The sequence below is a fragment of the Zoogloea sp. 1C4 genome (assembly GCF_009469605.1).
Taxonomy (GTDB): domain Bacteria; phylum Pseudomonadota; class Gammaproteobacteria; order Burkholderiales; family Rhodocyclaceae; genus Zoogloea; species Zoogloea oryzae.
In genome coordinates this window covers 17,857-42,783 of the sequence record NZ_SSXU01000005.1, presented here as the reverse complement: position 1 = coordinate 42,783, position 24,927 = coordinate 17,857, and the positions used below count along the sequence as shown (strand labels likewise).

General features: G+C 63.0%; 27 protein-coding genes. 15 read left to right on the top strand and 12 right to left on the bottom strand.

The window, feature by feature from the left end:
* Positions 1–570: 570 nt before the first annotated feature.
* From GH681_RS07640 to GH681_RS07620, 5 genes are read left to right on the top strand one after another with little or no spacing between them, the layout of a single operon-like run.
* Positions 571–1,386, top strand: coding sequence for an ABC transporter permease subunit (locus GH681_RS07640; RefSeq protein WP_153161103.1), 816 nt, complete (start codon positions 571–573; stop codon positions 1,384–1,386).
* Positions 1,383–1,919, top strand: a complete 537-nt coding sequence (locus GH681_RS07635) for a nitrous oxide reductase accessory protein NosL (protein ID WP_153160881.1) — start codon at positions 1,383–1,385, stop codon at positions 1,917–1,919. The genes GH681_RS07640 and GH681_RS07635 overlap by 4 nt, the downstream gene beginning before the upstream one ends.
* Positions 1,920–1,941: 22 nt before the next feature.
* Positions 1,942–2,211 carry a hypothetical protein gene (locus tag GH681_RS07630; RefSeq protein ID WP_153160880.1) on the top strand — a complete coding sequence of 90 codons (270 nt, stop codon included), beginning with the start codon at positions 1,942–1,944 and terminating at the stop codon, positions 2,209–2,211.
* A 10-nt stretch (positions 2,212–2,221) separates the two neighbouring features.
* Positions 2,222–2,593 (top strand): hypothetical protein, encoded by a 372-nt coding sequence (locus GH681_RS07625; protein WP_153160879.1) that lies wholly within the window; start codon positions 2,222–2,224, stop codon positions 2,591–2,593.
* A complete protein-coding gene (locus tag GH681_RS07620; protein ID WP_153160878.1) occupies positions 2,590–3,111 on the top strand; it encodes a nitrous oxide reductase accessory protein NosL in 522 nt (173 codons plus the stop codon). Before GH681_RS07625 ends, GH681_RS07620 begins: the two co-directional genes overlap by 4 nt.
* Positions 3,112–3,230: 119 nt before the next feature.
* On the opposite strand, the gene GH681_RS07615 is transcribed toward GH681_RS07620, so the two are convergent.
* The 4 genes from GH681_RS07615 to GH681_RS07600 form a co-directional block, all read right to left on the bottom strand.
* Entirely contained in the window at positions 3,231–3,659 is a 429-nt protein-coding gene (locus GH681_RS07615) for a hypothetical protein (protein WP_153160877.1), read from the bottom strand.
* A gap of 513 nt (positions 3,660–4,172) precedes the next feature.
* On the bottom strand, positions 4,173–5,525 hold the full coding sequence (locus GH681_RS07610; protein WP_153160876.1) for a hypothetical protein: 1,353 nt from the start codon (positions 5,523–5,525) through the stop codon (positions 4,173–4,175).
* A 353-nt stretch (positions 5,526–5,878) separates the two neighbouring features.
* A complete protein-coding gene (locus GH681_RS07605) occupies positions 5,879–6,367 on the bottom strand; it encodes a hypothetical protein (RefSeq protein ID WP_153160875.1) in 489 nt (162 codons plus the stop codon).
* 277 nt (positions 6,368–6,644) lie between these two features.
* A complete protein-coding gene (locus tag GH681_RS07600) occupies positions 6,645–7,019 on the bottom strand; it encodes a hypothetical protein (protein ID WP_153160874.1) in 375 nt (124 codons plus the stop codon).
* Positions 7,020–7,919: 900 nt separating this feature from the next.
* On the opposite strand from GH681_RS07600, the gene GH681_RS07595 reads away from it, so the two are divergent.
* Positions 7,920–8,405 carry a hypothetical protein gene (locus GH681_RS07595; protein ID WP_153160873.1) on the top strand — a complete coding sequence of 162 codons (486 nt, stop codon included), beginning with the start codon at positions 7,920–7,922 and terminating at the stop codon, positions 8,403–8,405.
* A gap of 24 nt (positions 8,406–8,429) precedes the next feature.
* Here the strand turns inward: GH681_RS07595 and GH681_RS07590 are convergent, their stop codons facing one another.
* From GH681_RS07590 to GH681_RS07575, 4 genes are all read right to left on the bottom strand, one after another.
* Positions 8,430–8,951, bottom strand: a complete 522-nt coding sequence (locus GH681_RS07590) for a hypothetical protein (protein ID WP_153160872.1) — start codon at positions 8,949–8,951, stop codon at positions 8,430–8,432.
* Positions 8,948–9,757, bottom strand: coding sequence for a peptidoglycan DD-metalloendopeptidase family protein (locus tag GH681_RS07585; protein WP_153160871.1), 810 nt, complete (start codon positions 9,755–9,757; stop codon positions 8,948–8,950). Before GH681_RS07585 ends, GH681_RS07590 begins: the two co-directional genes overlap by 4 nt.
* Before the next feature lie 431 nt (positions 9,758–10,188).
* Positions 10,189–10,593, bottom strand: coding sequence for a cytochrome c5 family protein (locus GH681_RS07580; protein ID WP_228111818.1), 405 nt, complete (start codon positions 10,591–10,593; stop codon positions 10,189–10,191).
* Between the two features lie 91 nt (positions 10,594–10,684).
* Positions 10,685–12,889, bottom strand: coding sequence for a TonB-dependent receptor (locus GH681_RS07575; RefSeq protein WP_153160869.1), 2,205 nt, complete (start codon positions 12,887–12,889; stop codon positions 10,685–10,687).
* Between the two features lie 278 nt (positions 12,890–13,167).
* Between GH681_RS07575 and GH681_RS07570 the strand changes: the two genes are divergently transcribed.
* A complete protein-coding gene (locus tag GH681_RS07570) occupies positions 13,168–14,376 on the top strand; it encodes an exo-alpha-sialidase (protein ID WP_153160868.1) in 1,209 nt (402 codons plus the stop codon).
* Between the two features lie 36 nt (positions 14,377–14,412).
* Positions 14,413–14,886, top strand: a complete 474-nt coding sequence (locus tag GH681_RS07565) for a hypothetical protein (RefSeq protein WP_228111817.1) — start codon at positions 14,413–14,415, stop codon at positions 14,884–14,886.
* 3 nt (positions 14,887–14,889) lie between these two features.
* Here GH681_RS07565 and GH681_RS07560 read toward each other — a convergent pair whose 3' ends face one another.
* Together GH681_RS07560 and GH681_RS07555 are read right to left on the bottom strand one after the other, a co-directional pair.
* The gene (locus GH681_RS07560; protein ID WP_153160866.1) at positions 14,890–16,236 is read right to left on the bottom strand and encodes a fused MFS/spermidine synthase; all 1,347 of its coding nucleotides are present in this window, start codon (positions 16,234–16,236) and stop codon (positions 14,890–14,892) included.
* Positions 16,237–16,288: 52 nt separating this feature from the next.
* Positions 16,289–17,206, bottom strand: a complete 918-nt coding sequence (locus tag GH681_RS07555) for an alpha/beta fold hydrolase (RefSeq protein ID WP_153160865.1) — start codon at positions 17,204–17,206, stop codon at positions 16,289–16,291.
* Between the two features lie 122 nt (positions 17,207–17,328).
* Here GH681_RS07555 and pqqA point away from each other — a divergent pair, with 122 nt between their 5' ends.
* The 5 genes from pqqA (at position 17,329) to pqqE (ending at position 20,640) form a co-directional block, all read left to right on the top strand.
* The gene (gene pqqA, locus GH681_RS24110; protein ID WP_139379539.1) at positions 17,329–17,403 is read left to right on the top strand and encodes a pyrroloquinoline quinone precursor peptide PqqA; all 75 of its coding nucleotides are present in this window, start codon (positions 17,329–17,331) and stop codon (positions 17,401–17,403) included.
* Positions 17,404–17,460: 57 nt separating this feature from the next.
* Positions 17,461–18,378, top strand: coding sequence for a pyrroloquinoline quinone biosynthesis protein PqqB (pqqB, locus tag GH681_RS07545; RefSeq protein ID WP_153160864.1), 918 nt, complete (start codon positions 17,461–17,463; stop codon positions 18,376–18,378).
* A complete protein-coding gene (gene pqqC, locus GH681_RS07540; protein ID WP_153160863.1) occupies positions 18,375–19,085 on the top strand; it encodes a pyrroloquinoline-quinone synthase PqqC in 711 nt (236 codons plus the stop codon). The genes pqqB and pqqC overlap by 4 nt, the downstream gene beginning before the upstream one ends.
* A gap of 155 nt (positions 19,086–19,240) precedes the next feature.
* Positions 19,241–19,501, top strand: a complete 261-nt coding sequence (pqqD, locus tag GH681_RS07535) for a pyrroloquinoline quinone biosynthesis peptide chaperone PqqD (RefSeq protein ID WP_153160862.1) — start codon at positions 19,241–19,243, stop codon at positions 19,499–19,501.
* Positions 19,501–20,640, top strand: a complete 1,140-nt coding sequence (pqqE, locus tag GH681_RS07530; protein WP_153160861.1) for a pyrroloquinoline quinone biosynthesis protein PqqE — start codon at positions 19,501–19,503, stop codon at positions 20,638–20,640. Before pqqD ends, pqqE begins: the two co-directional genes overlap by 1 nt.
* A 15-nt stretch (positions 20,641–20,655) precedes the next feature.
* Here pqqE and GH681_RS07525 read toward each other — a convergent pair whose 3' ends face one another.
* The gene (locus tag GH681_RS07525) at positions 20,656–21,471 is read right to left on the bottom strand and encodes an endonuclease/exonuclease/phosphatase family protein (RefSeq protein ID WP_194271171.1); all 816 of its coding nucleotides are present in this window, start codon (positions 21,469–21,471) and stop codon (positions 20,656–20,658) included.
* Positions 21,472–21,493: 22 nt separating this feature from the next.
* Here GH681_RS07525 and GH681_RS07520 point away from each other — a divergent pair, with 22 nt between their 5' ends.
* Positions 21,494–22,030, top strand: coding sequence for a GNAT family N-acetyltransferase (locus tag GH681_RS07520; RefSeq protein WP_194271170.1), 537 nt, complete (start codon positions 21,494–21,496; stop codon positions 22,028–22,030).
* Positions 22,031–22,102: 72 nt separating this feature from the next.
* The gene (locus GH681_RS07515) at positions 22,103–23,677 is read left to right on the top strand and encodes a peptide chain release factor 3 (protein ID WP_153160858.1); all 1,575 of its coding nucleotides are present in this window, start codon (positions 22,103–22,105) and stop codon (positions 23,675–23,677) included.
* A gap of 15 nt (positions 23,678–23,692) precedes the next feature.
* Here the strand turns inward: GH681_RS07515 and GH681_RS07510 are convergent, their stop codons facing one another.
* Positions 23,693–24,688 carry an integron integrase gene (locus tag GH681_RS07510; protein ID WP_153160857.1) on the bottom strand — a complete coding sequence of 332 codons (996 nt, stop codon included), beginning with the start codon at positions 24,686–24,688 and terminating at the stop codon, positions 23,693–23,695.
* Positions 24,689–24,927 lie beyond the last annotated feature (239 nt).

Here is a 24,927-nt window from a genome sequence, read left to right as displayed (position 1 = left end):
ACCTACAGGACGGCAGCGCGGCGCCGGGATGCCTGGCCTCAACCAGCAGCAACACCGTGCACGAGCCGTTGCAGGAGAGTGTGTTCATCCGCAACCAGTCCAGTGCATGAGCACCACCGCCCCTGTAGGTCGGACTTCAGTCCGACACCCCGCGCCCAGCCAGCCACCGTTTTGTCGGACTAAAGTCCGACCTACAGGATGGCAGCGCGGCGCCGGGATGCCTGGCTTCAACCAGCAACAAAACGATGCACGAGCCGTTGCAGGGGGACGTGTTAATCCGCAACCGACGCAACGCATCAGCACCACCGCCCCTGTAGGTCGGACTTCAGTCCGACACCTTGCGCCCAGCCAGCCACCGACTTGTCGGACTAAAGTCCGACCTACAGGATGGCAGCGCGGCGCCGGGATGCCCGGCCTCAACCAGCAGCAACATCGCGTGCAACACGTTGCTGGACGATGCCTTCTCTGGATACCGCTCAGATAGCAGGTAACAGGACGTGGGACGTGGGTGAAACCACCTCCGCCCACTCCCCACTACCCAACCCCACTCCCCAAAACACCATGCTCTCCATCGACTTCAGACAGATCGGCATCATCGCCGGCAAGGAATTCTGGGACCGCATCCGCAATCGCTGGGTGCTGGCGGTGGCCATCGTGTTCACCGTGTTCGCCCTCGTCATCGCCTACTTCGGCGCGGCCCAGCAGGGCGCGGTGGGCTTCCGCTCCATCGATCTCACCATCGCCTCCCTCGTCAGCCTGGTGATCTACCTCATCCCGCTCATCGCACTCATCCTCGGCTTCGACGCCATCGTGGGCGAGCGGGAGCGCGGCTCGCTCGACCTGCTCCTCACCCTGCCCATCACCCGCAAGGAGCTCATCCTTGGCAAATACGCCGGGCTTGCCGCGGCGCTGGCGTTTTCCACCATCGCCGGCTTTGGCGCGGTGGGGCTGATCCTCTCGCCCCAGCTCGATCTCAACGCCCTCTTCCACTACGCCGGCTTCATGGGCTCGGCCATCCTGCTCGGCTTTGCCTTCCTCAGCCTGGCGGTGATGCTCTCGGTGTTTGCTGGTGATCGCACCCGCGCCTCGGGCCTCGCCATCGGCACGTGGTTCTTCTTTGTGCTGGTGTTTGATCTGCTGCTGCTGGGCGCGCTGGTCGTCACCGCCGGCGACTACGGCGGCGCGATCTTCCCCTACCTGCTGCTCCTCAACCCCGCCGATGTGTTCCGCGTGCTCAACGTCTTCAGCCTTGAAGAAGTGCGCACCCTCTACGGCCTTGCCACCGTCTTCCCCGAAGCCCTGAGCCACCCCGTCACCCTCGGCGGCGTGATGCTCGCCTGGATCGTCGGCCCCCTGGCCGCTGCCATCTGGAGATTTGAACGATGAAACTGCCCCGCTCCGTGCCGCCTCTCGTCCTTCACACCGCCGCCCTGCTGGTGGCCGTCAGCCTGCTCAGCGCCTGCGGCAAGCAGGCCGGCAACAGCGTTGGCCCCGCCGAGATCACCAAAGAGAGCGCCTGCGCCCTCGACGGCATGTACCTCGCCGACTACCCCGGCCCCAAGGCGCAGATCCTCTACGAAGGCGCCCCCGCCCCCGAGTTCTTCTGCGACACCATGGAAATGTTCTCGCTGTATCTCAAGCCCGAACAGGCCCGCAAGGTGGCCGGCATCTACGTGCAGGATCTCGACAAGACCCCCTGGGAAGCCCCCAAGGGCAGCTGGATCGACGCCCGCAGCGCCTTCTATGTGGTCGGCTCCAAGAAGCGCGGCGCCATGGGCCCCACCATCCCCTCGTTTGGCACCCGCGACGGCGCAACAAAGTTTGCCGAAGCCAACGGCGGCAAGGTCTATCCTTTCGCCGAAGTCACCGCCGACATGGCCCGCCTCGACGGCGGCGCCCTCCACGACCAGCGCATGTAACCCTCACCGCCCCCACACGCCCATGGACAGCTTCTACGACCGCCTCGACTTCGACGACGCCATCGAGATCGAACAGCTCTCCCGCCTGATGTACGAAGTCCGCGTAGCCCGCGACAACCTGCTCGCCCAGCTGGGCGCCGGCACGCCCGAACAAGCCCTCGCCGCCATCCGCAGCGGCAACCTGCCCGAGCACCCCGGCTACGAGCAATACCTCACCACCCGCCTCCTCACCGATCTCCACGCCAACGTGCGCGCCCGCCTGGCCGAACGCACCCAGGCCGCCAACCGCTGACCGCCCCGCCATGAGCCTGCACCTCGACCTCGCCGCAGCCATCGAAGAACAGTTTGGCGAACACCTGGAAGCCCCGGTGGACGTCAAGCTCGACGCCCTCATCGCCCGCCTCGACAACGGCGCCGTCCTCGAAGCCCGCATCGCCGCCCCCGACGCCTACGCCATCGCCTGGGCCTGGGGCGAAGCCGAACTGCGCATCGACACCGCCCCCCTGCACAGCGATCTGGCCACCTTTCCCAATCACCTGCACGCCGCCGACGGTAAACTGCGCGCCGATCCCCTCACCCACTGCGGCGATGCCCCCATCGACAACCTGCGCCGGGTGATCCACGCCATCCTGCAAGACCCGCTGCTCGACAACACCCCCGGAGCCCAGCCATGATCCGCCGCGTTCTGCCCGCAATCGGCACCGCCATCATCCCCGCACTCCTCGCCGCCACCGTCATCGGCCAGCCCATTGCCGCCCAGGCGGCCGATCTCTCCCCCCAATACGTCCAGCGCTCCACCCGCTGCCCCGTGTGCGGCATGTACCCCTACCGCACCCCCCAATGGACAGCCCAGATCGTCTTCAACGACCAGACCGCCAGCAGCTTCGACTCCCCCGCAGACATGTTCCGATTCGTGGGCAACATGATGCTCTTCGACAAAACCCACAAACCCGCCGACATCGGCGCCATCTGGGTTGCCGACTACACCACCAAAGCCTGGGTGGATGCGAAGAAAGCCTTCTTCGTCCTCGGCTCCAAAGCCCGCGGCCCCATGAACGAACCCAACCTCCCCGCCTTCGCCAGCCGCGAAGCGGCGGATGCACATGTGAAGGCGGAGGGCGGCAAGGTGCTGGGGTTTGGGGAGGTGACACGGGATATTGTGAAGAGCCTGGCGGGGGCGCATAACCACTAGGCTGGCGACTCCCAAAAACAAAGCGGGCTGGGCATCCTGAGATCAGGGATGACCAGCCCGCTTTTTTATTGACTCCGAAGAGCAGAGGTGGGACTGACCTGCCCCGCAATAAACTTAACTTAAAAGGCTGTTGGATTAATGTAAAAATCTCCATTCGAGCCATAGCCAATGCGAAAACTCTGCTCCCTACCTTTCACTAGCGTTAGCCTCGACTCGCTCATTCCGCCACCACACATACCATTAGGCCAAACACTCACGATATATTCACCCTCAAGCAAATGAAGCTCTACCTTCTCGCCACTGTCAATATCCGCAATTGGAGCCGCATTAAGAAAAAATCGACTTGAGCATGCCGAGCCTAAAACACCCACATCTCTCTTAACAGTCACCTTCGTGGTCAGCGAACCCGGCTTCGCGTAATCACTATTAAGCAATCTATCAACAGGAACAATCTTCGCCTCGAAACTCGAGACAGGACGGGTAGCACATCCCCATAAAAAAGAAACCAAAACAACGAAAACCAAGAAATTTACTTTATTCTCAATCATAATATTTCAAAGAAATAAAAACTCGACTTTAACCGACGTCCACCACCAAAAATTAAGATTACGTCAATCAGATTAGCGCAGCGTAACCTGACATGATCAACAAAAGCCCACCTGAATGAGCCTCACTGCGCGGTCGCCGCCAAATCTGGCCGCAGCACATCCAGCATTTCCCGCGTCACCGCCCCTAAAACGAACACCCTACGCGGATGAACGCCGTCTCCCCGTTGTAAGGCTTGCCCATCAGCTCCAGCTCCACCGACTTAGGTTGGGCAAGCCCCGCCCAGCCACCTCACTAACAAGCTGATTCAAAAGTAAAAATCATGGCCAATAAAAATATGACAACCTCTCAAAACGGCCTATATGCGGCATTTTTGTTCGGTAGGGGTGAAGAGCCCCCGGAAAACAACGTAAATGACGGCACCAAATAGTTTTGCATTAACCTGCTAACCCAGCCAAGCAAAGCGGGCTACCGCAAGGTTGACTTCTTGGAAAATTACATCGCCCCTCCGAAAATTAATTAACGTGAGTTTCCAGAGGACCGCCATTTTCGTCACGCGAAGGAACGGATGAGCGCGAGGCGTCTTCAACGGCTTTGGCTATTTCATCTCTAAAGCTGCGCCCATAGACATTCTGGTAACCTTCTTCAAATTCGTTAGAGTCTCTAAACTTTTCAAAAAGAGGCCATTGATGATAGGAAATTTCATTAACGATCTCACCGTTCTTTCCTATTTCCTGCATCAGACGATTTGCTAAACTGTAATCTTCTTTGATAACTGCCACCGCAAGCCGAAAATCACGGAGCGACGCTTTCCAGTCCATGCTATCTAAAAGTTCGTTCGCCTCATTTTTCTTGTTGATGCTATGAAAGGCAAAAGCTGTATTAATAATTCTTACCCGCAGACTTGTCTCACTAATTCCTTTCTTCATCCCTTCCGTTAAGGAAAACAAGCCAAAATGCAGCGCGGCATTCCATTTTTTCTTTGTCAACTTGTCGTATACAGCACTCTCCATTGACTCCGATATCAAATCTCTCTCAGACGGATTTGTCTTCATCCATAAAGTGTGACCGAGCATAAAACCTATTTTGCTAAGAATAGTCGTCGCGCGCAACAAGTACTCTGGCTCTATGTGGATAAAACTTCCAGCCTGACAACCCTTATCAATTTTAACACCCTCTTTCTTGCAGACGGTTAAGTATTGCTGACTAACTCTTCCGCCGTTATGAACAATTAAATTTCGGCGTTGCGTCATTTCAACGAACTCTTCCCACTCATCGAATTTGCGCAGAGTCCTAATATCAAACCGCCTCTCCAATTCCGCGAATTGCTCTACATAGCTCTCTCGCCGAATGGAGTCAATCTCCTTCTCCAGCATATCCATTTTTACTGCCTCAATATTGCCCAAATCTAGTATTTCGCATAGCGCAAGTTCTCTTCTTATCCCTTTAAAAAGCTCAGGCTTAGAAAGATATATGTTTGTCAACAAATCCCCGGTAAAAAAATCCAGCTCACTAAACAGACTGACAAACAAACTATTCAATACGGCTTTAATTGTATTTGATTTTTGCAGGTAACCCATAGAACGAACAGCACTCAACATCTTGCTAGCCGCATGAGCACCGCTAGCCGCAAGTACGGCTGTCCCATCTTCTTTCTTTTCGGATAGATAACTATCCAACAGCCTCTTAGTTTCTTTTAGCTCTTGATTGTGTTTGGTTATCAGCAAAGGCAGCGTCGTGATCACTGCGGCTTGATGATCTTCAATTGCAATTATAAATTTATGAATCGATTCACCGATTGGATGAGGTTGAGATAGCTCAGACTTTGACAAAGGATCAATTAATTCCGCTTTGATATTTTTATCCATGATCATGACTCTTATTTGATCTGAAATTTGGGCTTAACTTCGCCAACCCTGTCGGCCGGCAAGGAGGTTGATATGAATATAGTTAGTTAAATACTCAGGGGCTCACTGAGATTTGAGAATGACGCTGCTTCGTTGAATTCTAACGTTCGCCATCTTCTATATTGTGAAGATGCCACCCAAACCTGCTCAAACACGTCGACAAGCATTAGCATCGAAGCTACAACATAAGCCTGCCGCTTATGGCACATTGATTGCAGATAGGAAATATCGAGCTACGCTGCGCGAACCCAACTTACTCAGCTATTGGCCATTCAGCAAACGATACGATTATAAGTTGAGGAAAATTCTGTAATTCACCCCTGCCAAACTTGGAGATTCCCACTTCTCCATATCTCGCCATCCCAAGATATGACATCACTTAGGTGTTTGCACATCTTATGCTGACGAAGGCGAGGAGAGCCATCTTTCTTGAACCACTTGCTAACCAATGTTATTGGTTTGGGTGGAGACGCTTTCTTTTTCTCGTTAAGAGCTGGCTGCCAAAAGTATATTATTATTGATTCTGCAATTTCAAGATAGTGCCTTGAAGCATCGCTAGGATAATTTACGTAACCCAGCCAATATTCTTGCTCTCTGTTGATTTTGTGTATCTTATGATGAACTTTAAATCTGTTAACAAAACTTCCCTCGGTAATTCCACAGTATTGAATCGTAGCGTCCCGCCCATACCTTAGCTTTCCCGTAGCCAGATAGAGCCCATTACCCCATTCTGGATTCTCTTCAATGTCGGAATAATTGTATGGCCCCTTCCAGTCAATAATCACGGTGGTGTGAGATGTCACAATTTATCTCTCATATATAATCATTCTGGCAACAGCTCTATCGAACAACATAAAAAACCGGACATCAAGGCCGAAAAGTTATGGTTAAACAATGCACAATACAAAATAGAAAAGCAGCAGCCGACATCATATAAAGATGATTTGACCCATTTAGCCGTAGGGAAGCCCACGCCGTTCCGCCCGAACGGCCCCTATCTAGGCCGCTCTTGGCTAGTAGCCCCCAGCCAGCCCAACCGCACCGACCGGGGGTTCTTCACGCCTTACCTAGCGGTTCTCCTCACCCGGCATCCTTCCCCTTCTTCCCCCGGCCGCCGCCGGTCTTCTTTTCGGACTTCTTCTTCAGGCCCATCGACGCAACTTCGTCGGAGTCTTCGCCGTAGGTGGCGCGGACCTGGTTCTTGCAGCCGTTCATGACGTTGTGGCGCTTGTTTTCGGCGATGGCGCGGGCGTCGCGGATGGCTTTGAAGGTGTTGTAGGCGACGGTTTCGGCTTCGTTCAGTCGCAGGCATTCTTCATGGGCTGCGGTGGCGGCTTCGAGGCTGAATTCGGGATTGGAGGATTTGTAGTCGGCGATGCTCTTGAGGCCGTAGTAGGCGGCTTCGTCGGCGCGGAGGACGGCCGGGGCGAGGTTCTTGAGTTGCACTTTCGTCATGATGGCTTCCGATACTGGATTGAACATGGAATGTGGCGCCACAACGAAATGTTACAGTTGGGCGGCATGTTGAGGAATATGCCATAGGATATAGAACGCTCAAAAATCCGATAAAAAGTCGGGATTTTTTTGCACGGATGGAGGTTGTCTGCCGGATTTTTCTGGGTAAGTGGCGGGCATGGTGTGATTGCCGTAACGGCAATTGGACGATGCGGCGGCGCAGCAATGGTGGCTGGGGTTGACGGGCTTGTCGGGTATGGCGAGGGCCGGGTTTTGCGGGGGCCGTCTTCATGTTGGCGGTGCAAACCTTCATGTTGACCTGCGTAACCCTTATGTTGACCGTCGCTACCTTTATGTTGGGCCGTGCACTGTTCTTGTTGACGGCGCTAACCTTTCAGTTGACCGCCGTAACCTTTATGTTGGGTCGTCAACTAAAGGGTTAGGACGGTGCACTGTTTCAGTTGACGACCCAACATAAGGGTTTGGCTTGCCAACATCGTCTGTTGCGTCGTGCACTGCTTTCTGCGGTGGCTTGATCGCCTTGATCCGGGGGCCGGCAGACGATGTTGGGTGGCGTGATGAAGGATGGCGCCGCAGGATTGAAGGGCGTGGGCCGGCAACCGCCGGGTTGGCGGGTGCGACTGCCTGGGTGTGGGGGCGCTTGCTGCGGTCGTGGCGTTGCGAGGGGGCGTGGCGGGCCGCCTGCCCTTTTTCGTGGCTCGGTCAGGTGCTTCGTCGCCATACAATCCGTGCCCCCGGCGCCGCCTTCAGGCATCATGTCGGCCCTTACCGCTCACGGGGAAACGCCGGGGTCTTTCCGCGTTTCCTGGCCCCCTTGGGGGCGGGCCCGGCATCGCCCGGCCCCGGAGCCTAGAACAACCCGCCCACAAAGGCCCGATCATGTACCCCATCAACGACATCGACGCCCAGCTGCTGCTGGCCACCCTGATTGCTTCCAAGCGGCGCCCGGCCGAGCTGGTGGAGATTGTGGCGGCGGCCGATGTGCTGGGCTGCCCGGTGACGTCGGGCAACCTGTGGGCAGAATCCTTCCGGCGTTTTGCCACCCATGATTTGATGGTGACGGTGGATGGCCGCTACACGCTCACGCCCGCGGCCCTGGCGCTGGGCGAGAAGCTGCCCAAGAAGGCGGATACCGCTGAGCGGGTGTTTCTGGTGCGCGAGCGCCTGTCGGAATACACGCCAGCCGAAAAGACCGCATCGATTCCCATGAGCGTGGAGCAGATGGAAGCCGCCATGGCCGAGCATGCCGCCAATGCCAAGCAGGGCGGCAAGAACCTGCTGATGCCCAAGCCCAAGCTCACCGAAGAAGAAGAACAACGCCGCCGCGGCCCCCATCGCCGCTTCGGCGGCCGCGGCCGGGGCTGATCGCCCCGCGCGCGGCCTGATGGTTCAGGGTGCTTCGCTGCCCTGCGCCACCCACCAGCGCCGTCCGTTCCAGTAAAGCAATACGTCCGGCCCGGCTTCGGTGCCGAGCAGCACGCCATCGCCTTTCCAGCGGCGGGAGACGCGCGGCCAGTCCTTGATGGCGGGGTCGCTGCGCAGCAGCAGCTTGAGGGGCTTGTCGTCTTCTTCCCAGATGGGCGTGGCAAAGAAGCGCTGTTTCTGGATGAGGTCGCAGTGCTTGCCGTGGGCGATCACGATGGTGAAGAGCCCCGGCTCAAAGCGCCGCCGAAAGCCCGACCAGGGATCGGACGCCCGGTCCGCCACCGGGGCCGACACCGTGCCCGGCGGCAGCACCCACAGGCGGTCGGGTTTGCGGTCGCCATCAAAATCACCTTCCCAGACTTTGGCGGGTTGGCCGTTGTAGGTGGGCGGCCCCGCATCGCACAGGCTGGGGGTGGCAATGGCGGCGCCGCTGGCGGCAAGACTTGCGATGAAGGCCAGCGCGAGCCGGCGGGGGGCAAAACTCATGGGGTGGCGAGCCTCGTTTTCCAGTCGTTGAGGAAGGATGTCGGATCGATGAGATCGGTGCGACGCATGAAGGGTACGCCATCGCCGCGCCTGGCGGAGCCTTCCGCCGACTTGAGGCTGAGGCTGCCGCTGGCTTTGCCCGTGTACATCTCGAGGTGCAGCATGGCGCTGGGCACGTTGATGCCAATCAGCAGGCCCACCTTGGCAATCGGCTGGCCGATCTTCACGGTGTCGCCCTTCTTGAGGGTGCAGCCGGGCTTGATCTCGCCATAGCGCAGCACGAAGTCACCGTGGTCGATCTCCAGGGCATCGGTTTCGGCGTAGAAGGCGTAGGGGTCGCGCAGCACCACGCCATCCCGCACCGCGTAGATGGTGCGGCCCACCGGGGCGTAAAGATCGCAGCCGGCGTGGGCGCGCTTGCCGCCGTTGCGGTTTGATCCGAAGGATCGCGGCGAGTGGGCCCAGTCGGCCGTGGCGGGCTGGGCGAAGGGAAAGCACGTGTCGCCGGGCGGCGGCACGCTCACGCTGCCCTCCACCACCGCAGCAAGGCGCTGCCAGGTGCGCCCGCCGGGATCAATGCGGCCATCGACGCCAAAGCCCGAAAGGCTCTGGAAGGCGCGGATCGCCTTGACGGTACCGGACGAACGCGGCGGCCGCCCGATGGCGCCATCCACGCCGCCAGGGTCGAGCTCGGGCCGCCCGAGCAGTTGGGCGGCCTGGGTAAGCAGCTGCTGGACGACCGTGACATCCGGGGCGAGGTTCTTGGCGCCCTTCTCCCATGCGCCAACCGATGCGGTGATTTCCATGATGGGTTCTCCAGGGTTTGGGCATCAACAGCAAAGGACTGCATCGCCCCTGCTGTTTAGCATAGTCGCTGACGGCGGCTTTTTGATGCACGGCCTTGCATGTCATGCAGGTCATGTAGGTCGGACTTTAGTCCGACAACCGCGCGTCAATCGGGCCGCGATGTCGGACTGAAGTCCGACCTACAGGATGGTGGTTGGGGGAGCGTCGTTCAGCACGCACGGGCCTTGTTGCGGGCGGTGAGGCACCCGGACTGATCATGCACAGCCCTGTAGGTCGGACTTTAGTCCGACAGCGGTGCGTCGATCGGGACGCGATGTCGGACTGAAGTCCGACCTACAGGATGTTGATATCTGTGCGAAAAAAAGCCCGGTCATTGCTGACCGGGCTGTGGCGCGCTGGGAGGAACGCGCTTGAGGTAAACGTGGTGGGCTTATTCGGATCTGGCGATCATGAAGTCGACGATCAGCTTGACCTCGTCGTCCTTCAGGGCCGGGTTGCCGCCCTTGGCGGGCATGGCGCCCTTGCTGCCGTTGAAGCCTTCGATGGCGTGCTTGTAGAGGGTGTCCTTGCCCTGGGCGATGCGCGGGCCCCAGTCGGCCTTGTCGCCGAGCTTGGGTGCGCCGGCCACGCCGGTCTGGTGGCACATGGCGCAGGTCTTCTTGAAGAGGGCTTCGCCCTGGCCACCGTCGGCGGCAACCGCGGCAACCGGCGCAGGTGCCGGCGCGGCGGCGGCGGCGGGTGCGGCGGCGGGGGCTTCGGTCTTGGGGGCTTCAGACTTGCCGCAGGCGGCGAGCAGGCCAACGAGGATCAGGGGGAGCAGTTTCTTGGGCGACATGGTTTCTCTCATGATGAATCGGGGGTGAGGTGCATGGTATGCGGCCAGGCCGCCGCGCCTCATTGACCCGAATCAATTGCCGCATTGCGCCTCAGAAACGCACCCGCACGCCCGCCGTAAGCGTCCGCGGCTGCGACAGCGTGCGGTTGTAGGGCTGGTTGTAGGTGTAGGTGTTTTCGGAATAGCCGCGGTCGAAGAGATTGACCACGCTGCCAAACACATCGACGGATTTCTCGAGCGCGTAGGTGGCGCTGGCATTGACGATGGTGTTGGAACCCTGCCCGAAGCGCGTGGTGCTGCTGTTGCTGGTGGTGTCGAGCAGCATCGCGCCGATGTAGCGGACTTCGGCAAAGGTGCGCAGGCGCGGGGTGGGCTTCCAGTTGGCGCCCAGGCTGGCGAGATCCTTGGGCACGCCGGCCAGTTGCACGCGCAGCGGATCGGTGACGATGCCACCGTGACGTGTGAGGTAGGTTTCGGTGTGGGTGTACCAGGCGTCGAGGCTCAGGTTGTGGTTGATGCGCCAGTTGCCGGAGAGCTCGATGCCGTGGGAGCGGCCGTCCTGGTCGTTGGTGTAGTACTTGGCCGCGCCACCGCAGCCGGGCAGCGCCGCGCCGCCGCAGATGAGCTGTACCTGGGCCGGCGCGCTGCCGGCCTTGGCGGTGTAGGTGGCGATCATGTCCTTGATGTCGTACATGAAGTAGGTGGCCGAGAGGCTCAGCGGGCCCTTGCGGTAGTCGCTGCCCACTTCCCAGCCGGTGAGGGTTTCGGGTGCCAGATCGGGGTTGGCGATGGTGGTGCTGGTGCCGGTGCCGAAGGTGCGGGTGAGGTTGTTGAAGCCGGGCGCGCGGAAAGCCTTGTAGGCGGCGGCGCGCAGGGATGCGGCGTCGGTCAGCTCGTAGCGCAGCGCGAGGCTGGGGTTGAAGGCGGTCTTGTCGCTGGCGGGCAGATCGCCCCCGGTGGTGACGCCGGCGGCGGTGGTGCGGGTGTTGGCCCGGTCGCTGATGCGCCAGGTGTCGTAGCGGGCGCTGAGGGTGATCTCCAGCGGGTCGATGGGGAAGACGCGGGTCTGGCCGAAGAGGCCGGTGAAGGTCTGGCGGCCTTCGCCGGAGGTGGTGCTGTTGAAGTTGCCTTGCGGGTTGGCGGGCGATCTGGGCGTGGTGTAGAAGTATTCGGTGTCTTCGGCCTTGAGGCCGCGGTAATCCACGCCGGCCTCGAAGCCCGTCCATTTGCCCGACAGGCGCTGGCTGTAGGTGAGCGAGGCGCCCTGCTCCTGGTAACGCTGGTGGCCGTACTGGGTGTAGAACTCGACGACGTTGGAATTGACGCTGGCCGGGGTGAGGCTGGCGCTGTTGCTGTTCACGCAGCTGGTGCCGCCCTGGTAGTAGCAGCTGCTGCCGTTGTACTTCTCGAAGCGCACCTGCTGGGCCCAGGCGTTGGCGCTGAGGCTGCTGGTGCCGAAGGCCTTGGTGAGATTGGCGGCAAAATCCGGGCTGCGCTGGACGTTGCTGCCGTTCTCGTAGCTGATGTCCTGGTCCTGCACGTGGTAGCCCAGGCGCACGAAGCCCGACAGATCCGCCGCGGGCTTGAAGTAGGTGGTGAGCTGGACGTTGCGGTTCTCGGTGACCACCGCGCCCTTGTGGGGGAAGCGCCACAGGTATTCGGAGGGCGTCGTCTGGTAGCCGTCGGTGTGGTAGATGTCGGCCGCCAGATGGAAGCTCAGGGCTTCGGACACCGCAAAGTTCTTCGATACCGCCACGTTGGCCGTGCCACGGCTGCCCACCGACACCACGGCCTCGCCGGCGTTGTCCTTGACGCGCTTGCTCACCACATTCACCACGCCGGCCACGGCCATGTTGCCCCACAGGCTGGAGTTGCCGCCGCGCACGATCTCGACACGCTCGATGTTGGAGAGGGGCAGCTTGAACCACTGGGTGGTCATGTAGAACGGATCGTGGATGGGCACTCCATCGAGCAGCACCAGCACCTTGGAATTGCCCAGGCCGCGCATCTTGGTCTGGTGGCCGGTGGGGTCGGACTGGCTGGCCGGCACGCCGGAGAAGTTCATCCCGGGGATGTTGCGCAGGAGCTGGTCGAGGGTTTGCGCGGGGGATTCCTCGATCTCGGTACGGGAGATCACGGTGGTGTGGAGCGGCATCTCCTCGACGCGGGTTTCGCTGCGGCTGGCGGAGATGGTCACCGCGTCGAGCTCGCGCGGCTCGGCATTGTCGGCGGCCAGCGCGATAGGAGAATTCATCAATGCAATTGCGATGGCCAGCGGCCGGAGGGTGGTGTTCATGCCAGCTCCTATTTGTTCTTATTGGGGGTTTCAATTACAGGACTATTGGCAGGATTATCGACGCGACACTGCGACAGCCCGGTGCGGCATATCGCCACACCCGTGCCGCAGCGCGGCTGTAAAACACTGATTCATAAGAATTTGATGATAAACACAGGGCAAGAGAAGGATGGACGCCACCCACCCCGGCGGCTACCATTCATTTCCTTGGCCAATCTGGATTCGGAAACGCCAATTAACAGATGAAAATAGAACCGGAATTGATCTGAAATAAGTCGATGATTAAGTCTGCGCTGATTGAAATCCGTTCCGTGCTGGGCGCGAGCCTCATCGCCGCCATGATGGTGCTGCCGCCCTACACCCTCGCCCACGACGCGGCGATGCACGCTGCGCCCACCAAGGCCGCGCGGGTCGAACTCGCCACCGCCGCAGCTTTTGGCCCGGATGGCCAGCTCTACGCGGTGAGCAAGAATGGCGGCCACCTGCAGCTCATCCGCAGCCACGACGACGGCAACCACTGGAGCGCACCGCTGCGGGTGAACGCCCAGCCCGAGCCCATCGCCGCCGACGGCGACAGCCAGCCACGCATCGCCTTCAACCGCGATGGCGACCTGCTGGTGAGCTGGACCAAGCCCCTGCCCCGCCCCTACACCGGCGAGATCCGCCTCGCCCGCCTGCCTGCCGGCGCTGCCGCCTTCGATGCGCCGATCACCGTGCACCACGACCGGGCCGAGATCACCCACCGCTTCCAGAACATCCTCGCCAGCCCCGATGGCCGTGTGACTGCGGTGTGGATCGACAAGCGCGACCAGGAAGCCGCCAAGGCAAAGCGGGAGCCCTACCGCGGCGCGGCGATCTACGCGGCCGTCTCTACCGACGGCGGGCGCAGCTTTGCACCCGAGGTGCGAGTGGCCGATCACTCCTGCGAGTGCTGCCGCATCGCCTTTGCGGCAGACCGCGACGGCGCGCCCATCGCCCTGTGGCGCCATGTGTTTGCGCCCGACGAGCGCGATCACGCCATCGCCCGCCTGAAGCCGGACGGTTCGCCCGAGCGCGTCGACCGCGCCACCTTCGACCGCTGGCGGGTGGATGCCTGCCCCCACCACGGCCCGGCGCTGGCGGTGGATGAGGCCGGCACACGGCACGCCACGTGGTTCAACGTGAAGGACGACGAAGGCCGTGTCTTCTACGGGCGGATCGGCGTGAACACCGTCGAGGGGCAGATTCCGGTGGGCGGCCCGCGGGCGGCCCACGCCGACATCGCCATTGCAAGCGGCGTGCTGGCGATCGTCTGGAAGGAGTTCGACGGCGAGCAGAACCGCCTGCGGGGGATGCGCTCCACCGATGGCGGGCGCAGCTTTGAAACCTTCGAGATCGCTGCCACCTTTGGTGCCGCCGACCAGCCCCGGGCGCTCGTGAAGGGCGGCAAGCTCTACGCCTTCTGGCGTCAGGCGAACGAAGGCTTCAAGCTTTATCCGCTGCCCTGAGCACCCGTCACCCCACCCACTGGCCTGCTGATCCCGATGATGAAATCCACCCTCGCCGCCCTGCTCCTGGCCCTCGCCACCAGCGCGGGCGAGGCCACCGACGCCGGCAGCTTCACCCTGCTCGACCGCCACACCGCCAGGGCAGTGACCGCCCCGCGCAGCGACGCCCGCCCGACGGTGGTCGCCCTGTGGGCATCCGACTGCGCCTACTGCAAGCAGAACCTGCACACCCTGGCGACACTCGCCAAGACCAACCCGCAGCTGCGCATCGTCACCGTGGCGGCCGAGCTGCCCACCGCCGACACCCGGCCGGCGATCGACAAGACCGGCGTGAAGGGCGAGCGCCTCGCTTACGGCGACGACGTGCCTGAAGCCCTCGCCTACGCCATCGACCCCAACTGGCGGGGCGAGCTGCCGCGCACCTATCTCTTCGACGGCAAGGGCGGCATGCAGGCCCGCTCGGGCGTGATCGACGCGGCGGGCTTCAAGGCGGCGCTGGGGCTGAGGTAAGCCTCAGCGCGAGCGGGCCAGATCCACGTCGGCCCCGTTGCGCTCGTCGGTGTAGGGCGCGGTTTGCGCCGGCTGGCTGCTGGCGTGGCAGCTGACGATCACGTTGGAGAGCGGCTTGTCCCGGTGGAGCACCTCCACGGCACAACGCCCGAACACGCTCTCGATGGTGGCCAGCAGGTTGCGGGCGTAGGGTGTTTCCAGCCGCCCGTCGAGGATCAGGTTGGCGAGCAGCACGCCCTCCGGCGCCAGCACCTGGCGGGCGTCGTGCCAGAACTCCTGGGTCACCAGATGGCCGGGGATCGACGTGTGGCTGCTGAACACATCCACCACCACCGCGTCGAAGCGCCGCTCGGTGCTCTTCACGTAACGGCGGGCGTCATCCACCACAAAATCCCCGCGGATCGGCCCCCTGAGGAAGCGCGTCTCGGCGATCTCGCGGATCTGCGGGTCGATATCGACGAAGGTGTAGCGGTTGAAGGTTTCCCGGTGCGAGAGGGTGAAGCCGCCGGCGCCCAGCACGAGGATGTCCTTTGCCTTGAAGCCGAGGTCTTCCAGCAGGATGCGGCGCAGGTGGGTGACGTACTTTGCGTAGCGTGGCGGGTCGTCGGCGTCGATCAGCGAGGCCAACGAGTTGTTCACGAAGAAGGCGCGGGCGTCGACGCTGCCGGGTAGCGCCACGGGCGTCACGCTGTAGTCGGCGTAGGGTGTGTCGCGTACGTCGGTGGGCGGGAAGACGTTGATCGCCACCGCTCCCGCTGATGCCAGCACCGCGCCCGCCCAGCCCCGCCAGCCGGTCGCCGCCAGACGCAGGCTGCCCAGCGCCAACAGCAGCGCGCACACCAGCACCGCGGCCGACACGCCCATCCACTGCATCACCCCCAGCGACAGGCTCACCGAGCCGAGAAAGCTCCCCAGCGTCGACCAGTACAGCGCGTAGCCGCTCGCCTCGCCGGCGCGCATGTGCTTCATCAGGTTGGTGAGCACCGGCACCGTCTGCCCCAGCAGCCACGCCAGCGGGCACAGCACGCCGCCGATGAAGATCAGGTAGGCCACGCCGGCCGGTTGCAGGTGGGCGAACAGGCCATCCACCGTGAGCCGCGCCAGCCCGAGCCCGGCCAGCAGCGCCGAGATCAGGAAGTTGCGCGCCACCACCTGGGTGAAGCGCTCGCTCACCTTCGCGCCGGACGCGTAGCCCAGAGCCAGCGCCAGCAGGAAGAAACCGATGGTCGGCGCCGTGACCACGATGGCGCTGCCCACGTGGGGCACCAGCCGACGCAGGGCGATCACCTCGGCCCCGAGGGAGCAGAAGCCTTCGATGAAGACGATCAGGTAAAGCAGGTGTCGGGGCATGGCGGGCGATGCATGCAGGTTCGGCGGGCCGCCATTATGACGCCCGTCGGGGTCAATCCGCCCCGGCCAACGCAGCCTTCCACGCGGTTACCATCGCCGGATTAAAGGCCTGATGTCCGCAGCCTGCTATCCATACCAGCCGGCTGCCGGGGATTGCAGCGTGGAGGCGCTCGGCGTTGGCGGGCGGGCACACCCGGTCGTCGCGGCCGTGGATCAGCGTGACGGGCAATCCGCCGAGCGTGCTGCAGCCAGCCAGGAACTGAGCCTCGTCCAGAAAGCACCCCGCCGCCAGGTAATGGCCCTGCAGCCGGTACTTGCGCGCCAGACGGTCGAGTTCGTCTGCCGGCAGATCGGGCAAACGCGGCGCGGTGGGCTCGGCCACCGCGGATTCATAACGCGCCCAGGCCATCGCCGCGGCGCGGTTAATGGCCGGATCGGGGCTGGCGAGGCGACGCATCAGCGCGGCCAGCAGATCGCTCCGTTCGCCCTCCTCCACGCCCGCCGCCAGCGCCTGCCAGGCCGCCGGGCAGTGCTCGGCCAGCGCCTGGAAGAACCACCGCACATTGCCCATGCCCGGCAGAAAGCTGCTCCGCAGTACCAGCCCGGTCACCGCCTGCGGGTGCGCCATCGCATAGGCCAGCGCCAGAGTTGCGCCCCACGAGCCGCCCGTCACCCGCCAACGGGCGATGCCCAGGTGGCGGCGCAAGAGCTCGATGTCGGCGATGAGGTGGGCGGTGGTGTTGGCACGCGTCTCGCCCGCCGGCTGGGACTGCCCCGCCCCACGCTGATCGAAGGCCACGATGCGCTGCCGGGCCGGGTCGTAGAGCGACAGCAGGCGTGCACTGCAACCGCTACCCGGCCCGCCGTGGAGCACCAGCACGGGCTCGCCGGCCGGGTTGCCCGTCACCTGCACGGCAAGCTGGTGGCCGTGGCCGACCGGGAGGAAGAAGGAATCGTCGTGGGCTGTCATCGGGGCCGCCCCAGCGGAATCATGATTTTCGTGAGGCGCGAGTATGCCGCCCTTCGCAACAATCCGTCTCACGGCTGCGCCATTCCGGCGGGCCGCAATCAATCAACAATTGGAGACAAGCCATGACCTGGACCACCCCCCAAGCCTGCGATCTGCGTTTCGGTTTCGAAATCACCATGTACATCGCCGCCAAGTAAGCCACCCCGCGTTTGCGGCACGGCCCCCCGGCCGCAAACGCCCCTCAGGGCATCGCCATGTTCATCCGAGTTCTCGGCTCCGCCGCCGGCGGCGGGTTTCCCCAGTGGAACTGCAACTGCCGCAACTGTCAGGCCGTGCGCGCCGGTGAGCCCGGCTTCCAGCGCCGCACGCAGTCGTCCATTGCGGTGAGCGCCACCGGCCAGCGCTGGACGCTGGTCAATGCCTCGCCGGACATCCTTCAGCAGTTCCAGGCCTTCCCCGGCAGCTGGCCCGCGGAAGGGCTGCGCGGCTGCGGGGTGGAATCCGTGGTGCTGGTGGATGCCCAGATCGATCACACCACCGGTCTCTACATGCTGCGCGAAAAAGGCAGCCCGTGGCCGATCTGGACCACCGACCCGGTGTATGAAGACCTGACCCGCGGCAACCCGATCCTGCATCTGCTCGAACACTACTGCGGCGTGGACCGCCAGCCGATCCCCGACGACGGCGCGCATTTCCACCCGCAAGGCGCCGAGCGCCTCGACTGGCAGGCCCTGCCGCTGGTCTCCGCCGCGCCGCCCTATTCGCCCCACCGGGGCGCGCCGGTGCCCGGCGACAACGTGGGCCTGGCGATCGCCGACCCCGCCACCGGCCGCCGGGTGTTCTACGCCCCGGGCCTCGCCGAGATCGACGACGCGCTCTTCGCCACCATGGCCGAGAGCGACTGCGTGATGGTGGACGGTACCTTCTGGACCGACGACGAGATGATCGCGATGGGGCTCTCGAAGAAGCGCGCCCGCGACATCGGCCACCTGGCCCAGAGCGGCCCCGGCGGCATGATCGAACAGCTCGCCCGCCTGCCCCGCCACGTGCGCCGCATCCTCATCCACATCAACAACACCAACCCGATCCTCGATGAAGCCTCGACGGAGCGGGCCATCCTCGCCGCCGCCGGCATCGAGGTCGCCTTTGACGGCATGGAGATCGAACTGTGAACGCCCCCCAACCCTGGACGCCCGAAGAATTCGAAGCCCAGCTGCGCGACAAGGGCGCGGCCTATCACATCCATCACCCCTTCAACGTAATGCTCAACACCGGCAAGGCGAGCCGCGAGCAGATCCAGGGCTGGGTGGCCAACCGCTTCTACTACCAGATCATCATTCCCCAGAAGGACGCAGCGGTGATGTCCAACTGCCCGGACCGCGAGGTTCGGCGGGAGTGGATCCAGCGCATCCTCGACCACGACGGCCACGGGGACGACCCGGGCGGCATCGAGGCGTGGATTCGCCTCGGCGAGGCCGTGGGCCTCACCCGCGAGGAGATCGTCGACCAGCGCCACGTGATCCCCGCCGTGCGCTTCGCCTGCGACGCCTACCTCAACTTCTGCCGCCAGCGCCCGTGGCAGGAATCGGTGTGCTCCAGCCTCACCGAGCTCTTTGCGCCGACGATCCACAAACAGCGCCTCGCCAACTGGCCCGAGCACTACCCGTGGATCGAATCGGAAGGGCTGCAGTATTTCCGCAACCGCGTCACCCAGGCCCGCCGCGACGTGGAACAGGGGCTGGCGATCACCCTCGCCTACTTCGACACCCGCGCCGCGCAGCTCAAGGCCCTGGACATCCTCAAGTTCAAGCTCGACATCCTGTGGTCGATGAACGACGCGATGGCGCTGCGCTATGGCCTCGAAGGTGGCGTGAAGTAAAACCCACGCCCCTGCAGGTCGATCTGTAGGTCGGACTTCAGTCCGACAACCCCGTGCATTGCTGAACACGCGATGTCGGACTGAAGTCCGACCTACAGTCCGGCCTAAAGATCGACCTACAGTCCAATCCACATTCCGACCTACAGGAGCATCCCATGCGCCCCGCCATCAACCGCCTCTACCGCTTCCAGTGGGAGCCGGCCCAGCAGGCCCACGTGCTGCTCTACCCCGAAGGCATGGTCAAGCTCAACCAGAGCGCCGGCGAGATCCTCAAGCGCTGCGACGGGGCGCGCAGCGTGGCCGAGATCGTGGCTGACCTGGAAACCACCTTCAACGCCAGCGGCCTCACCGCCGACGTGGAGGCTTTCCTGACGATGGCCGAAGCGCAAAACTGGATCGTCTGGGACCCCGCGTAATGGAAACCCTGCTCGTCCCGCCCGAAGCCACCGCCCGCCCTGACCCCCTGTGGCTGCTGGCCGAAGTCACCTATCGCTGCCCGCTGCACTGCAGCTTCTGCTACAACCCGGTGGATTTCGCCCAGACCGGGCCCGAGCTTTCCACCGACGACTGGCTGTCGGTGATCCGCCAGGCCCGGGCGATGGGCGCGGCGCAGTTCGGCATCTCCGGCGGCGAGCCGCTGCTGCGGGACGACATCGAGATTCTGGTGGCGGAGGCGCGCAAGCTCGGCTTCTACACCAACCTCATCACCTCCGGCGTCGGCCTCACCGAGGCGCGCCTCGCCGCGCTCAAGGAGGCCGGGCTCGACCACATCCAGCTCTCTTTCCAGGACGCCACCCGCGAGGCCAACGACCTCATCACCAACACCCGCACCTTCGACCTCAAGCGCAAGGTGGCCGACCTCACCAAGGCCGCCGGCTACCCCACGGTGATCAACTGCGTGCTCCACCGGGGCAACATCGACCACCTGGACCGCATCATCGAGATGGCCGCCGAGATCGGCGCGGAATTCCTCGAGCTCGCCAACACCCAGTACCACGGCTGGGCCTTCCTCAATCGCGCCGCGCTGATGCCCACCGAGGCCCAGCTGGCCGAGGCCGAGCGTGTCACCGAACGCTGGCGCCAGAAGCTCGGCAAGGCCATGCGCATCCTCTTCGTCACGCCGGATTACCAGTCGAAGAAGCCCAAGAAGTGCATGAACGGCTGGGGCGAAGTCTTCCTCGCCATCACCCCGGACGGCCTCGCCCTGCCCTGCCACACCGCGCGGATGCTGCCGGGGCTGGAGTTCCCCGACGTGCGCCAGCACAGCATCGAGTGGATCTGGCGCGACTCACCGCTCTTCAACCGCTACCGGGGCACCGCCTGGCTGCCCGAAACCTGCCAGACCTGCGACGACAAGGAGAAGGACCACGGCGGCTGCCGCTGCCAGGCTTACATGCTCACCGGCAACCCGGACGCCACCGACCCGGTGTGCCCCAAGTCACCGGATCACGCCCTCGTCACCGCCGCGCTGGCCGCGGCGGAGCAGCCCGACAACACCCGCCCGCTGGTCTTCCGCGATCCCAAGGAATCCCGCCGCCTCGCCCGGCCGTTCTGATCCGGGCATCGTGCATCAGGCGATCTCCAGATACAGCGAGGCGTGATCCGACACGTCCGCAAGAAAACTGGCCTGGGCGGTGCCAGAGAGATCGGGCCAGCCCTTCACCTTTACCTGTGGCGAATCCGCCGCCGTGCCGAAGCGACTGAAGCTGAGGGACGCCGACGCGATGGCGTGATCGAGGTTGGCTTCCCCGCTCGCGCCCTTCCAGGTGGTGGGCCGGTCCTTGGCGAGCAGCTGCATCCCGGCGCCTTCCGCCGCCTCGGCCAGCGCGGCGATCTCGGTGGGCGCATCCACCCGCAGGAACTTCTTCGCCGGCCGCGGGAACATCAGGCCCATGGTGTTCAGGTCGCCCATCACCACCAACCGTGAGGTGCCCTCACCGCCGAGGTTGCGATCCAGCGCTGCCTTGAGGTTCCAGGCCTTGTCGAACATCTCGACCCGGTTGCCGAAGGCCGGCGCGTCGGTGCCGCTGTCGGTATGGAGAAACAGCAGGTTGTACCAGACCCCGGCGAGCTTCAAGCTCAGCAGCGCGCCGGGCCGCAGGCGGTCGTTGCCCACATCGAACTCCCGCTTCTGGGAGAACACCGCCTGCTCGAAGGCGGTGCGCCGCCAGCCCACCAGAATCTCCTGCACCTGGGGCCCGTCGGTCAACGCAAAGTCGTAGCCGGCAAACGCCTGCTCCATCAGCGCGCGCACGTTCACGTTCTCGATTTCCAGCAGGGCAAAGACATCCGGCTTCTGCTTCTTGATGTGGCTGGCCACCTTTTTCAGGCGGGTCGCACCGCCCTTGAAATGCTCGATGTTCCACGACAGGACCGAAAATTTCATGCGCATGTCTCCAGGCAGGGGAATGTCCCCGATTGTCGCACCGCCGCTGCAACATCACTGCAACAAGGCCGCGCTCCAATGCATGTCCCGCCACCGGCCCGCCAGGGGACACATCATCAAGGACGACATCCTCATCAGCGCGATGGACGACGCCGACCGCGAAGCCGCGGCGGACGTCCTCCTCGCCGCCTTTGCCGACCCGGACCGCTACAGCCGCGAGCGTCTCATCGACCAGCTCGCGCCCGCGCCGATGCCCTTCTACCGGCAGTTCTTCATCGCCCGCCAGCAGGGCGAGCTGGTAGGCGTGGGCGGCATCAAGGCCGCCGATTGGGCCAGCGAGACCCACATCCTGTATCTCTCCGCCGTGGCCGAGCAGGCCCGCGGCCAGGGCATTGCCCGGGCACTCATCGCCACCCGCATCGCGTGGCTGATGGAAAACTTCGAACACGGCCGGCTCCTCGTCTCCACCGCCCGCAGCCGGCGCTTCAACCGGCTGGGCTTTCGCATGGCTGGCAAGCACGACGCCGGCGGCCGACGCCTGATGTTGCTCGAGTTCTAAGCCCACACGGCCACCGGCCGGAGCGCATCGCCCTGTATAATCGCGGGTTTTTCGCATTCGCCGTATCCCGCCATGTCCGCAGCCGTCCAGCAAATCGCCCGCCGTCGCACCTTCGCGATCATCTCCCACCCCGACGCGGGCAAGACGACCCTGACCGAAAAGCTGCTGTGGTTCGGCGGCGCGATCCAGGTTGCCGGCGAGATCCGCGCCCGCAAGGCCGCCCGCCACGCCACCTCCGACTGGATGGAGCTGGAAAAGCAGCGGGGCATCTCGGTCACCTCGTCGGTGATGCAGTTTCCGTACCGCGACTGCGTCATCAACCTGCTCGACACCCCGGGCCACGAGGACTTCTCGGAAGACACCTACCGCACCCTCACCGCGGTGGATTCGGCGGTCATGGTCATCGACTCGGTGAACGGCGTCGAAGCCCAGACGATCAAGCTGCTCAACGTGTGCCGCCTGCGCGACACGCCCATCGTCACCTTCATCAACAAGCTCGACCGCGAAGGCCGCGAACCCATCGAGCTGCTGGATGAAATCGAATCCGTGCTGGGCATCCAGTGCGCGCCCATGACCTGGCCCATCGGCATGGGCAAGCGCTTCCGCGGCGTGTATCACCTCTACACCGACACCATCCAGTTCTTCGACCCCCAGGCCGAAAAAGGCACCTCCGAGATCATCCAGGGCCTCGACAACCCGCGCCTCGACGAAGTGATCGGCGAACAGGCCGACGAGCTGCGCATGGACATCGAGCTCGTGCGTGGCGCGTCCCACACCTTCAACCGCGAGGCCTACCTCGAAGGCAAGCAGTGCCCGGTGTTCTTTGGCTCCGCGGTCAATAACTTCGGCGTGCAGAGCCTGCTCGACGCCGTGGTCGAGCTCTCCCCCGCGCCCCTGGCCCGCCCGGCCAAGAGCCGCATGGTCGAGCCCATCGAGCCCAAGTTCTCGGGTTTCGTGTTCAAGATCCAGGCCAACATGGACCCGAAGCACCGCGACCGCATCGCCTTCATCCGCGTGTGCGCCGGCCGCTTCGAGCGCGGCGGCAAGCTCAAGCAGGTGAGTACCGGCAAGAGCCTCGCCATCAACAACGCCATCACCTTCATGGCGCAAGACCGCAACACCACCGACGAAGCCTGGGCCGGCGACATCATCGGCATCCCCAACCACGGCACCATCCATCTGGGTGACACCTTCACCGAAGGCGAAGACCTGCAATTCACCGGCATCCCGAGCTTCGCGCCGGAACACTTCCGCCGCGCCCAGATCAAGAACCCCCTCAAGATGAAACAGCTGCAGAAGGGCCTCGAGCAGCTCGCCCAAGAGGGTGCCACCCAGCTCTTCCGCCCCACCACCACCAACGAACTCATCCTCGGCGCCGTGGGCACCCTGCAGTTCGACGTGGTGGCCCACCGGCTGGAGTTTGAATACGGCGTAGATGTGATGTTCGAATCCTGCAGCTACGCCACCGCCCGCTGGCTGCGCGGCTCCGACGCCGACCTGCGCGCCCTCGCCGACAAATCCCCCGCCAACATGGCGCTGGACGGCAACGGCGACTACGTCTACCTCGCCCCCAACCGGGTGAACCTGCAGATGGCCCAGGAACGCTTCCCGAACATCAAGTTCCTGGAGACGCGGGAGATCTACTGAGGCCGGCGCGCCGGATCACTGCGCGATATCGAGGGGACTGACCACCCCTCGCCCACCCCGGTTGAGCACATGGGTGTAGATCATGGTCGTCTTCACATCCGAATGCCCGAGCAGCTCCTGCACGGTACGGATGTCGTAACCCGACTCCAGCAGATGGGTGGCGAATGAATGTCGGAAAGTATGCGGCGACACCATCTTGACGATGCCCGCTGCCTCCGCTGCCCTCTTGACCGCCCGCTGAACCCGCCGCTCATCAAGATGATGGCGGCGCACCACCCCACTCCGCGGATCCCGCGAGAATCCCGCCGCAGGAAACACGTACTGCCAGCCCAGCGCCGTGGCAGCGCCGGGATACTTGACCGCCAGCGCATCGGGCAACCACACCTCACCATACCCGTTCGCCAGATCCCTGGCATGCAGCTGCCTGACCGCTTCCAGCTGCACCAGCATCCGTGACACCAGGCTCTCCGGCAGCATCGTCACCCTGTCTTTCTGCCCCTTGCCATCGCGCACCAGAATCTCCCGTCGAGACGCATCCACATCCTTGACGCGCAAGCGCAGGCATTCCAGAAGCCGCAACCCCGCGCCATACAGCAGCCGCGCAGGAAGGACCACATCCGGATCATCCAGCGCACCGAGCAAAGCCGACGCCTCTGCCCGTGTCAGCACCGACGGCAAACGCCTGGGCTTCTTCGCGCGCACCAGATCATCGAGCCACGGCAGTTCGATACCCAGGACATCCCGATACAGAAAAAGCAAAGCCGACAACGCCTGTGTCTGCGTCGCCGCACTCACGTTGCGCTCCACCGCCAGGGCCCCCAGAAACGCCTCCACTTCTACCTTGCCCATGTCCCGCGGATGCCGCTTGTCATGAAAGAGGATGTAGCGTTTAATCCATCCCGTATAGGCCTGTTCGGTTCTCAGGCTGTAGTGCTTGACACGAATCCGCTCCCGGACCAGATCCAGCAAGCGGGGCGCCGGGGAAGAAGCGGCAAGAAGGGTAGACGACATGATGACGCAAAGCTCCGCGGTTGCTGTTTTTATATACAGCAACTTAGCACAATCTGACAGATTAGGCGACAGCCGCATAAGCCCCCAGACGCGACATTTGTCGTCTACTTCACGTTAGGCGGTTCGGATCGCTCATGAACAGTCGACCTCATTTTCCGTCGTCACTCATGCCAGCCATTGCGGCTTCGGCAACCGGTGCCGGCACGTTTTGTACATCGCGTCGGCCTCATCGCCTCGCC